Here is an 11,684-nt window from a genome sequence, read left to right as displayed (position 1 = left end):
CCGGCGACGACCCCGCATCGCGGGACCGGCGGCGGGCCGCGGGCGGCCGGGGCGCGGCGTCAGGAGGTGGTGGCGAGGGCGAGGGGCATGACGGCGGGCGCGCCCGCGTGGCGGATCAGGGCCGCGGCCAGTGTCATCGTCCACCCGGTGTCCACCCGGTCGTCGACCAGCAGCACCGGCCCGCCGCACCGCGCGATCTCCGCGCCGAGCTCCCGCGGCATGGCCAGCGTCGCCCTGATCGCCTGCACCCGCTTGGCGCTGTTGAACTGCTGCCCCGGCGCGCCCGCCCGGTAGCCCAGCTCGCCCAGGTAGGTGAGCCTGCCGACCTGCGCCAGCCGTTCGGCGAACCCTCTGACCAGCACCGGGCGCGACGCCGACGGCACGCTCACCACCGCGACGGGCCGCTGCCGCCACTCCCACGCCGCCAGCACCTGGACGACCGCCTTGAACATGTCGTCGGGGACCGGCGCGTCGGGTCCGTTGAACAGCTCCCGCAGCCGGTTGCCCCATCCGATGTCGGTCAGCCTGCCCAACGCCCTGCCCGGCTCGGCGCCCAGGTCGGGCTTGATGCGTCCGGACAGGTCGGCCAGGCCGGTGGGCCACTGCCGGCGCGCCTCCACCTCGACCCCCGGCCTCTCGAGCGTCTGCCGGGCGCGCTCCACCGCCGCCGCCGCGATCTCCGGCGAGCGGTGCGTGCCCGTGCAGTTGTCACACCGCCCGCACGGGGCCGCGGCCTCGTCGTCGAGCCGCCTGCGCAGGTACTCCTCCCTGCACTCGGACGTGGTCAGGTAGCCGAGCATGGCCTCCTGCTCGGCCTTGCGCTCGGCGGCGATGCGGGCGTAACGCTCGGCGTCGTAGGCCCACTCCTCGCCGGTCGCCGTCCAGCCGCCCTTGACCCTGCGGACGGCGCCGTCGACGTCGAGGACCTTGAGCATCATCTCCAGGCGGCTTCGGCTGAGGTCGACGACGTTCTCGAGGGCCTGGGTGGACAGCACGCCGCCCTGCTCCAGCGCCTGGAGCGTGGCCCGCACGACCGGCTCGGGCGGGAAGGCGAGTGAGGCGAAGTACGCCCAGATGTCGCGGTCCTCCGTGCCGGGCAGCAGGATGACCTCGGCCCGTTCGACACCGCGGCCCGCGCGGCCGACCTGCTGGTAGTAGGCGACGGGCGACTGCGGCGCGCCGACGTGGATGACGAAGCCCAGGTCGGGCTTGTCGAAGCCCATGCCGAGCGCGCTGGTCGCCACGAGCGCCTTGATCTTGTTGTTGAGCAGGGCCTCCTCGGCGGCCAGACGTTCGGCGGGATCGGTCTGGCCGGAGTAGGCGGCGACCTCGTGCCCCTGCTCGCGCAGGTAGGTGGCGATCTCGTGGGCCGCGGCGACCGTGAGGGTGTAGACGATGCCGGATCCCGGCAGCTCGTGGAGCGTCTGGGCCAGCCAGGCCAGCCGCTGCTCGGCGCTCCCCAGCCGGACGACCGACAGGTGCAGGCTGTCGCGCTCCAGCGGCCCGCGCAGGACGAGCGTGTCGTCGCCCCCGAGCTGCTCGGCCACGTCGCGGGTGACGCGCGCGTTGGCGGTCGCGGTCGTGGCCAGCACGGGGATGCCGGGCGGCAGCTCCTCGAACAGCGTGGCGAGCATGCGGTAGTCGGGCCGGAAGTCGTGACCCCAGTCGGAGATGCAGTGGGCCTCGTCGACCACCACCAGCCCCGCGCTCTCGGCCAGCTCGGGCAGGACGTTGTCGCGGAAGTCGGGGTTGTTGAGCCGCTCAGGACTGACCAGCAGCACGTCGACCAGGCCCTCGGCCACGCGGCCGTAGATCTCCTCCCACTCCTCGGGGTTGGCGGAGTTGATGGTGACGGCGCGGATCCCGGCCCGCTCGGCGGCGGCGATCTGGTTGCGCATCAGGGCCAGCAGCGGGGACACGATGACGGTCGGCCCCTCGCCGAGCTCCCGCAGCAGCGCGGTGGCGACGAAGTAGACGGCCGACTTGCCCCAGCCGGTGCGCTGCACCACCAGAACCCTGCGGCGGTCGACCACGAGCGCCTCGATCGCCGACCACTGGTCGTCACGCAGCCGGGCGTGATCGCCCGCCAGCGCGCGGAGGTGGGCTTCGGCTTCTTCCCGCATCATCGCGACCGCATCAGTCATGTGGTCCTTGTTACCAGGTCCGGGCGACGAATTCGTCCGCCTGCGCCACGCCGCATCCCCGATCCGCGGCCGGACCCGGCCCCCACCCCCGATAGATCCCCTGTAGGGCCCCCTATCCGCCCCTCCTGTACGGCCCCTGCCCGCCCTTCTCGTACGGCCCCTGCCCGCCCCTCCCGTACGGCCCTGCCCGCCCCTCCTGTAGGGCCCCCTGCCCGGCCCCTCCGGTACGGCAGGCCCGGCACCTCCGGTACGGCAGGCCCGGCACCTCCGGTACGGCAGGCCCGGTCACGCCCACCGTGGGTGCGGGGCCGGGGTCTGTCCTCCACGCCACTCCAGCGGGACTCCGGCGGGCCGCCGTCACATCGCCCATGGCCTGTGGGAGTCGTCGAGCGCCTGGACAGGCGGGGCGACCGCCTGGCGCGGGAGACGGGTCAGGCGGGGTCGGCGTGTTCGGGGAAGGCGTTGATGGTGACGCGGTGCATGCGGCGGCGTTCGGTGTAGTCGGCGACGGCGTAGTGCTGGGTGGAGCGGTTGTCCCAGAAGGCGAGCGTGCCGGGACGCCATCGCAGCCGCACCTGGTACTCGGGCGAGCGGATGTGGTCGATCAGCAGGGGCAGCAGCGCCTCGTTCTCCCTGTCGCCGAGTTCGACGAGCCGGGTGGTGGACGAGCGGTTGACGAACAGCGCCTTGCGTCCCGTCTCGGCGTGGGTGCGGACGACAGGGCGCACCAGCGGCGGCCACGCGGCCTGGACTTCGGCCAGGTCGAAGGGGTGTCCCTTGGAGATGGCCTTGGTCATGGAGCCGGTGATGTCGTGGACCGCGGTCAGCTCGTCGCACAGGCGCTGAAGCGGCGGCGAGAGCGTCTCGTAGGCGAGGTAGGTGTTGGCCCACAGCGTGTCGCCGCCGACGCTCGGCAGTTGGACGCAGCGCAGCAGGGAGCCCATCGGCGGGGTCGGCTCGAAGGTGTTGTCGCTGTGCCACTCGTCGCCGCCCTCGCCCTTGGGGTCGGTCTGGTCGAGCACGTGGATGGGGCTGGCCCCGTCCTTTTTGAAGGCGGGGTGGTTGAGCGTGCCGAAGTTGAGGGCGAACTGCAGGTGCTGGTCGTCGTCGATGTGCTGGTCGCGGAAGAAGAGCACGAGGTGGTCGAGCCAGCCCTGCCTGATGGTGGCGACCTCCTCGGGCGAGAGGGGTTTGCGCAGGTCGACGCCGGTCACCTCGGCGCCGATGTGCTTGGTCACCGGATGGAACTCGATCATGACGCCTCCAGGGGATCTCCTCCCCGGGACCGTACTTGCCAAGCAATTGCTTGGTCAAGTGAGTGAGAGGTGAGGATGTCAGACCCTGGTCCGATGTGCCGGGCCGCGATGCTCCGGCAGCGTGTCGCGCATGATCACACGTGCTCTGGTGAGCCTTGCCCTGCTCGGCTCCGCCACCCTCACCGCCTCCCCACCCGCGGGCGCCGCGCCGTACCCGCCTGCCGCCGGTCCGTCCGCCGCCGTGCGCCTGACGGCGGGCACGCCGACCCGGGACCCGTCCACCAGGGCGAACCCGACGGGGAGCGCTCCGCCCACCGGGCCGGCCGAGCGGATGGAGCGGTTGGATGTGTCCGTCCCCGTGGACTGGTCCAAGCCCGACGGGCGCACGATCACCCTCAAGGTCGGCAGGTTCCGCGCCACGGGCCGGTCGGCAGGGGCGGTCCTCATCGCGTACGGCGGGCCGGGCGCGCCGGGGATCAAGCTGACGGAGTCCATGCCCCAGCTATGGTCCGAGCTGCGCGCGCGGATGGACATCGTCACCTGGGACACCCGCGGCTACGGCGAGCAGTTCCAGGGCACCAGCACGGGCCTGCCGTGCGTGTGGACGCGCGTCCCGATCCCCGCCTTCCCCGAGGACGACGCCGAGTTCGCCAGGATGGCCGACACCAACCGCGGCATCGCCGAGGCGTGCCGCAACCGCGACCCCGAGCTGTTCGCGAACATGAGCTCGGCCGACCACGCCAAGGACATGGAGGCCATCAGGAAGGCGCTCGGCGAACCCCGGCTGACCTACTACGGCGCCTCCTACGCCGGCTTCTACGGCCAGGCCTACGCCCGGCTGTTCCCCGGCAAGGTCAGGGCGATGGTCCTGGACGGCACGTGGAACCACAGCACCGCCGACTGGACGGCCGAGCTGGAGGCGACCGCCCGGCAGAACGAGCAGGCCATGGACAGGTTCTTCGCCTCGTGCGAGGAGCGGGCGTGCACGCCGTCGTTCTGGCGCCGGCTCGTCGCCAGGGCCGACCGCTCGCCCGTCCCCGCCGGGGCCGGGGTGGCCTACGACGGTCGTGACCTGCAAGGTCTGGCCATGGCGTTCGTCCGGCAGGGGCCGCAGGGCTGGCCTGCCCTGTCGGCGGCGATCGAGAAGGCCGCGCGGGGCGACGCGTCGGGGTTCCTGCCCGCCCGCGGCCTGCGCTATCCGGACGCGGCGACCGGCGTGACCGAGTGCGCCGACTGGCCGCGCTTCGCCGACCGCCGGGAGATGGCCGCGACCGTGGCCAGGCTGAACAGGATCGCGCCCGGCACGGGCACCGCCAACACGCTGGCGACGGCGACCCTGACGTGCGTGGGCTGGCCGGTGAAGGTGACCAACCCGCCGAGCCCGCTGCCGAAGGGCCTGCCGCCGCTCGTCGGCGCGGGCGCCTGGGGCGAGTCGGACGCCGTGGCGCGGGTGCTGGCCCAGGTGCCGGGCAGCGGCCTGGTGCGGCACGAAGGCCCCGGCCACACGCTCTATCTGGGCAACGCGTGCGCCAGAGCCCACCTCAACCGCTACCTGGCCGACCTCGTTGTCCCCGCCAAGGGGACGACGTGCTGAAATATCGGGCGTGGATGTCATCACCTGGTATCTGGAACAGCGCTCACCCGAGGCGCTGATCCCCGCCAAACCGCCCAGGCTGCCGGTCGAGGTGGTGCGCGCCGAGGTGCCGTCGCCCGAGTTCAGCAGGTTCCTCTACACGGCGGTCGGCGGCGACTGGCAGTGGACCGACCGGCTCGGCTGGACCTACGACGAGTGGATGGCCTATCTGACCAGGCCCGGCCTCGAGACCTGGGTCGCCTGGCACCGCGGCACACCCGCCGGCTACCTCGAGCTCGACCCGCAGCCGGGCGCCCAGGTGGAGATCGCCTACTTCGGGCTGCTGCCGTTCGCGATGGGCGAGGGTGTGGGCGGGCACCTGCTCTCGGTCGGTACGGCACGCGCGTGGGACCTCGCCTCGCGCTGGCCCGACCTGCCCGCCACCGAACGCGTGTGGATGCACACCTGCACGCTCGACGGCCCGGCGGCGCTGGCGAACTATCGGGCGCGGGGGTTCGAGGTGTATGACGAGCGGCTGAACGAGCCGGGCGACGAGGACGAGGGCGAGACGCCTGGACCGTGGCCGGGCGCCCGCCGTCCCACCTGAGCCGCCGGCCCTGCCTCGGGAGCCCCTCGGCGCCGGCGGCCGGGCGGCGGAGCAGCCCGGCCACCACTTCGCCGGCCGGCGGAGCAGTCCGACCGCCTCACTCACCGGCCGGCTCGGCCGCGGACCGCCGCACGGGCCCGGCGGCAGCGCACGGGCTACCGCGGCCCGCTTCAGGGCGGGTAGGGCTCCCGCAGTCTGTTCCAGGGCGTGTGGGAGAGGGGGCTGACCGGAGTGTCATGAGGGCCCGCGCGCCTGGGGCCAGGCGACTTTCACCAGCAAGCCGGACAAACCCATCGCGCGAGTCGCGGGCACCCAAGATTCTTCGGCACAATGTTCGACATGGCCCGACGGACGACCACACCCCCGCCTGACGAGGACTTCGAGGAGCGGATCGTCGACATCGACGTGTCCGCGGAGATGCGCACGAGCTTCCTCGAGTACGCCTACTCGGTGATCTACCAGCGTGCGCTGCCCGACGCGCGCGACGGGCTCAAGCCCGTCCAGCGCCGCATCCTCTACTCGATGAGCGAGATGGGCCTGCGCCCAGACCGCGGCCACGTGAAGTCCTCGCGGGTCGTCGGCGACGTCATGGGCAAGCTCCACCCCCACGGCGACACCGCCATCTACGACGCGCTGGTGCGCTGCGCCCAGCCGTTCTCGATGCGCATCCCGCTGGTCGACGGCCACGGCAACTTCGGCTCGCCCGACGACCTGCCGGCGGCCATGCGCTACACCGAGGCCAGGCTCGCCCCCGCGGCCATGCTGATGGTGCAGTCGATCGACGAGGACACCGTCGACTTCAAGCCCAACTACGACGGCCAGGAGACCGAGCCCACGGTCCTGCCCTCGGCCTTCCCGAACCTGCTGGTCAACGGCACGACCGGCATCGCGGTCGGCATGGCGACCAACATGGCGCCGCACAACCTCGTCGAGGTCATCGCGGCCGCCCGCCACCTGATCAAGAAGCCGGAGGCGACGCTCGACGAGCTGATGAAGTTCGTGCCGGGGCCCGACCTGCCGACCGGCGGCATGATCATCGGGCTGCAGGGTGTGCGCGACGCCTACGAGAGCGGGCGCGGCACCTTCCGCATGCGCGCCAAGTGCGCGGTCGAGCAGATCACCCCGCGCCGCAAGGGCATCGTCGTCACCGAGCTGCCGTTCAACGTCGGCCCCGAGCGGGTGATCGGCAAGATCAAGGAGCTGGTCAACGCCAAGAAGCTCCAGGGCATCGCCGACCTGAAGGACCTCACCGACCGGCACAAGGGCCTGCGCCTGGTCATCGAGATCAAGAACGGGTTCATCCCCGAGGCGGTGCTGGAGGAGCTCTACCGGCTCACGCCGATGGAGGAGACCTTCGGCATCAACAACGTCGCGCTCGTCGACGGCGAGCCGCGCACGCTCGGCCTGCGCGAGCTGCTCAAGGTCTATGTCGAGCACCGGCTCGAGGTCGTGCGGCGCCGCTCGGAGCACCGCAGGCGCAAGCGCGAGGAGCGCCTGCACCTGGTCGACGGCCTGATCGTCGCGCTGCTCAACATCGACGAGGTCATCCAGGTCATCCGCGCCAGCGACGACTCCGCGCAGGCCCGCGCCCGCCTGATGGAGGTCTTCGACCTGTCGGAGATCCAGGCCGGCTACATCCTCGACACCCCGCTGCGCCGCCTGACCCGCTTCGACAAGCTGGAGCTCGACCGGGAGAAGGAGACGCTGTCGGAGGAGATCGCCGACCTCACCGACATCCTGTCCTCCGACGCCCGGCTGCGCCAGGTGGTCTCGGGCGAGCTGGCCGACGTGGCGAAGAAGTACGGCACGCCGCGCCGTACGGTGCTGCTGGAGTCGTCGGGCCTGACCCGCACGGCCGCGGTGACGCTGCAGGTGGCCGACGACCCCTGCCTGGTGCTGCTGTCGTCGACCGGGCTGCTGGCCCGCACCGGCGACGCCGCACCGCTGGCGGGCGGCGGCGAGCGCTCGGCTCACGACGTGCTGGTCTCGGCGGTGCGCAGCACGGTCAGGGGCCAGGTCGGCGTGGTGACCTCGCAGGGGCGCATGATCCGCGTCAACGTGGTCGACCTGCCGACGTTGCCGCCCTCGGCCAACCCGCCCTCGCTGTCGGGGGGCCACCCGATCGCCGAGTACGTCGCGCTCGAACCCGACGAGGTCGTGGTCGGGCTGGGCTCGCTCGATCCCGACAGTCCCGGTCTGGCGCTGGGCACCGCGCAGGGCGTGGTGAAGCGGGTGGTGCCCGACTATCCGGGCAACCGCGACGACTTCGAGGTCATCGGGCTGAAGGACGGCGACACCGTCGTCGGCGCGGTGGAGCTCGACTCCGAGGACCACGACCTGGTGTTCATCAGCTCCGACGCGCAACTGCTGCGTTTCCCGGCCTCGACGGTCCGCCCGCAGGGGCGCCCGGCGGGCGGCATGGCGGGCATCAGGCTCGACAGCGGGGCCAAGGTCGTCTGGTTCGGCGTGGTCGACCCGGCCGTGCCGGCGCAGGTGGTGACGATCGCGGGCTCGGCGACGGCGCTGCCCGGCACGCAGGTGGGCGGCGGCAAGGTGTCCGACTACGCCGACTTCCCGCCGAAGGGCAGGGCGACCGGCGGCGTGCGGGCGCAGCGCTTCCTCAAGGGGGAGGACGTGCTGTTGATGGCCTGGGCGGGTCCCGCTCCGGCCAAGGCGGTGTCGGCGGTCGGCAAGCCGGTGCCGCTGCCGGAGGAGATCGGCAGGCGCGACGGGTCGGGGCTGCGGCTGACCCACACGATCGCCGCCATCGGCGGAGCGCTGAGGTCGGGTCCCGAGGCGGAGCCGCCGGCACCGGCGGGCGAGGCACCTCCGACCGCATAACCCTCGCGACGCCTCCGGACACCCGCTTGCCGAGCGGGAGTCCGGGGGCGTTCGCGTGCCGAGGCGACCAGCCGGCGGGCCGGACCCGGGCAGGCACTCGATACGGAGCAGGCCGGACGAACCGACCGGTCACCTTGACGCGCCTTTCCTTCACGCCTTGAATTCAGGACTGTGCGCTCAAGAGAGCGCTCTCTCATGCCAGGAGGCGCAGTGACCCCCCGACGCATCGGCGCCCTCAGCGCGATCGCCCTGCTCTTATCCACCTGCCTCGTCCCCGCCGCCGCCCAGGCGGCCGCCCCGCTGACCGTCACCGACTTCGAGAGCGACACCCTCCCGCCCGGTGTCGTCGCCTGGGGCAACGACGCCGCGTCCACGCCCACCCTCAGCATCGAGACCGACACCAGCCGCGTGCTGAAGACCGTCTACGACGTCGGCCAGTGGGGCGGCTGGTCGCACGACCTGCCCGCCGCGCAGGACTGGACGCCCTACGAGGGCTTCGCCTTCTCGGTGAAAGGCACGGGCTCGGGTCAGCGGATCTTCTTCGAGATCAAGGACGGCGGCGGCGGGCCCGGCAGCTCGGAGCTGTTCGAGTCGTCGTTCACCGACACCGAGGCGGGCTGGCGGCGGGTCGAGGTGAAGTTCGCCGACTTCGTCAGGCGCGGCGACTACCAGCCGGGCGGCGCCCCCACCGACGGGCAGCTCGACCTGGAGCGCATGTGGGGCTACTCGATGCGCCTGCCGGCCGCCTCCTCCGGCACTTTGCTGTGGGACGACGTCCAGGTGTACGGCACCGCGCCGCCGCGCCCGGTGCGCCTGACGACGAGCGCGCCCGTCTACCCGGTCAGGGAGAAGGGCGCGGCCCAGGTGGGCGTCGCCATCTCCGCGGTGCCCGCGACGGACCTGACCGTCCGCTACGCGACCGGATCGGGCACGGCCACACCCGGATCGGACTACACGCCCGTGGAGGGGACGCTGGTGTTCCCCGCGGGCTCGCCCGCCGGGACCACGAAGACCTTCACCGTCGCCACGAAGGCCGACGCCGACCCCGAGGTGGCCGAGACCATCCCGATCGCGTTGTCCGGCGAGGGCGTCTCACCGCCCGCCGACGACGCCGTCGTGGTGATCGACGCGCACGGCCTGCCGTACCTCGACGCCCGCAGACCCGTCAGGCAGCGCGTCGCCGACCTGATGGGGCGCATGACGCTCGCCGAGAAGGTCGGCCAGATGACCCAGGCCGAACGCGGCGCGCTCGCCAAGCAGGACGACATCGCCACGTACCTGCTGGGCTCGCTGCTGTCGGGCGGCGGCTCCGCGCCCGCCACCAACACCCCCGAGGGCTGGGCGGACATGGTGGACGGCTACCAGCTGCGCGCCCGGCAGACCAGGCTGCAGATCCCGCTGATCTACGGCGTCGACGCCGTCCACGGCCACAACAACGTGGTCGGCACCACGATCTTCCCGCACAACGTCGGTCTGGGCGCCACCCGCGATCCGGCGCTCGTCGAGAGGACGGGCGCGATCACGGCCGAGGAGGTGAAGGCGACCGGCATCCCGTGGGACTTCGCGCCGTGCCTGTGCGTCTCCCGCGACGACCGCTGGGGCAGGGCCTACGAGTCCTTCAGCGAGGACCCCGCGCTGGTCTCGCGCATGGCCGCGATCGTGACGGGTTTGCGGAAGAAGGGCGTGCTGGCCACCGCCAAGCACTACGTGGGCGACGGCGGCACCGCCTACGGCTCCTCGACCACCGCCGACTACACCATCGACCAGGGGGTCTACACCGGCGACCGGGCCGAGCTCGAGGCCGTCCACCTGGGGCCGTTCGCCGAGGCGGTCAGGCGCGGCGTGGGCAGCGTCATGCCGTCCTTCTCCAGCGTCGGCGCCACCAAGATGCACGCCCACCAGGAGCTGATCACCGGGGTGCTCAAGGGACAGCTCGGCTTCAAGGGCTTCGTGGTCAGCGACTGGCAGGCCATCGACCAGATCCCCGGTGACCAGGCGAGCGACGTGCGCACCTCCGTCAACGCCGGCCTCGACATGATCATGGTGCCGTACGCCTACACCGCCTTCGTCGAGGCGCTGACCGCCGAGGTGACCGCGGGCCGGGTGGCGCGGTCGCGGATCGACGACGCGGTCGCGCGCATCCTCACCCAGAAGTTCGAGCTGGGCCTGTTCGAACGCCCCTACGCCGACAGGGACGGCCTGCCCGACGTCGGCTCGGCCGCCCATCGCGCCGTGGCACGCACGGCCGCCGCCGCCTCGCAGGTGCTGCTCAAGAACGACGGCGGTCTCCTCCCGCTGCGGCCCTCGGCGAAGGTCTACGTCGCCGGCTCCAACGCCGACGACCTCGGCAACCAGATGGGCGGCTGGACGATCAGCTGGCAGGGTTCGCCGGGGCCCATCACCCAGGGCACCACGATCCTGCAGGGCATCCGCGCCCGTGCCGCCGCCGTCACCCACTCCGCCGACGCATCCGCGCCGCTGGAGGGACACGACGTGGGCGTGGTCGTCGTGGGCGAGCGGCCGTACGCCGAGGGCTTCGGCGACGTCGGCCGCCAGGGCCGCACGCTCGACCTGTCGCCCGCCGACCAGGCGGCCGTCGACAAGGTCTGCGGGGCGCTGAAGTGCGTCGTGCTCGTCGTGTCGGGACGGCCGCTGGCGCTGGGCGAGCTGTCCGGCGTGGAAGCGCTCGTCGCCTCCTGGCTGCCGGGCTCCGAGGGCGCGGGCGTGAGCGACCCGCTGTTCGGGGCCGTGCCGTACACCGGCAGGCTGCCCTTCACCTGGTTCCGTACGGCGGAGCAGCTGCCGATCAACGTGGGTGACGCCGCCTACGACCCGCTCTTCCCCTACGGCTGGGGACTGCGGACCGACCCGGCCCGGCCCAGGCTCAAGGCGGTGCGGGACGAGCTGGCCAGGGGTGACGGCGGCTCCCGCGCGGCCGCCACGGCGCTCGGGGTGGCGCTGGGCTCCCGCCACTGGAACGCCGACGGCAGCGTGCGCGAGGCACGCGTGGTGCTGGCCTCGCTCGGCGTGGCGGCGACGCTGCTCGAACGGTCGAGGAGCGACACGTTCGCGCAGGACGACGCGGTGGTGTCGGTGGCCAGGGACGTGGCTCAGGCCGGCGGTCGCCGTACGGACCTGCAGGCGCAGGCCGACCACGAGCTGGCGGCGGGGAACCTACGGAAGGCGGTGGACCTCCTGATCCAGGCGGCCCGCTGACCGGCCCCAGGTGGCTCTGACCGCACCGCCGGTCGCCCGACCGGCCC

The 11,684-nt window shown here is 72.6% G+C and carries 6 protein-coding genes; 4 read left to right on the top strand and 2 right to left on the bottom strand.

Annotated elements, in window-relative coordinates; all coding sequences use genetic code 11:
- Nucleotides 1–59 precede the first annotated feature (59 nt).
- Both ACWDLG_RS33625 and ACWDLG_RS33620 read right to left on the bottom strand, forming a co-directional pair.
- The gene (locus ACWDLG_RS33625; protein WP_449927917.1) at nucleotides 60–2,144 is read right to left on the bottom strand and encodes a RecQ family ATP-dependent DNA helicase; all 2,085 of its coding nucleotides are present in this window, start codon (nucleotides 2,142–2,144) and stop codon (nucleotides 60–62) included.
- Between the two features lie 431 nt (nucleotides 2,145–2,575).
- Nucleotides 2,576–3,400 (bottom strand): TauD/TfdA dioxygenase family protein, encoded by an 825-nt coding sequence (locus ACWDLG_RS33620; RefSeq protein ID WP_354905059.1) that lies wholly within the window; start codon nucleotides 3,398–3,400, stop codon nucleotides 2,576–2,578.
- Nucleotides 3,401–3,530: 130 nt separating this feature from the next.
- On the opposite strand from ACWDLG_RS33620, the gene ACWDLG_RS33615 reads away from it, so the two are divergent.
- The 4 genes from ACWDLG_RS33615 to ACWDLG_RS33600 all read left to right on the top strand — a co-directional run bounded on the left by ACWDLG_RS33615 (nucleotide 3,531) and on the right by ACWDLG_RS33600 (nucleotide 11,637).
- Nucleotides 3,531–4,994, top strand: coding sequence for an alpha/beta fold hydrolase (locus tag ACWDLG_RS33615; RefSeq protein ID WP_449927915.1), 1,464 nt, complete (start codon nucleotides 3,531–3,533; stop codon nucleotides 4,992–4,994).
- Nucleotides 4,995–5,004: 10 nt separating this feature from the next.
- Nucleotides 5,005–5,580, top strand: a complete 576-nt coding sequence (locus tag ACWDLG_RS33610; protein WP_449927913.1) for a GNAT family N-acetyltransferase — start codon at nucleotides 5,005–5,007, stop codon at nucleotides 5,578–5,580.
- Between the two features lie 330 nt (nucleotides 5,581–5,910).
- Nucleotides 5,911–8,421: a DNA gyrase/topoisomerase IV subunit A gene (locus tag ACWDLG_RS33605; protein WP_449927911.1), complete on the top strand. Its 2,511-nt coding sequence runs from the start codon at nucleotides 5,911–5,913 to the stop codon at nucleotides 8,419–8,421.
- A gap of 210 nt (nucleotides 8,422–8,631) precedes the next feature.
- Complete coding sequence (locus tag ACWDLG_RS33600) at nucleotides 8,632–11,637, top strand: glycoside hydrolase family 3 N-terminal domain-containing protein (RefSeq protein ID WP_449927909.1); 3,006 nt, start codon at nucleotides 8,632–8,634, stop codon at nucleotides 11,635–11,637.
- The last annotated feature ends 47 nt before the right edge of the window (nucleotides 11,638–11,684 follow it).

The organism is Nonomuraea sp. NPDC003727 (assembly GCF_053586935.1).
Note: the sequence above shows the minus strand (reverse complement) of the source record. Positions and strands in the feature narration are given on the sequence as shown.

What these genes read in the sequence shown, in the direction of transcription:
- ACWDLG_RS33625 (WP_449927917.1), bottom strand. Translation starts at nt 2,144, where the DNA reads ATGACTGATGCGGTCGCGATGATGCGGGAAGAAGCCGAAGCCCACCTC.
- ACWDLG_RS33620 (WP_354905059.1), bottom strand. Translation starts at nt 3,400, where the DNA reads ATGATCGAGTTCCATCCGGTGACCAAGCACATCGGCGCCGAGGTGACC.
- ACWDLG_RS33615 (WP_449927915.1), top strand. Translation starts at nt 3,531, where the DNA reads ATGATCACACGTGCTCTGGTGAGCCTTGCCCTGCTCGGCTCCGCCACC.
- ACWDLG_RS33605 (WP_449927911.1), top strand. Translation starts at nt 5,911, where the DNA reads ATGTTCGACATGGCCCGACGGACGACCACACCCCCGCCTGACGAGGAC.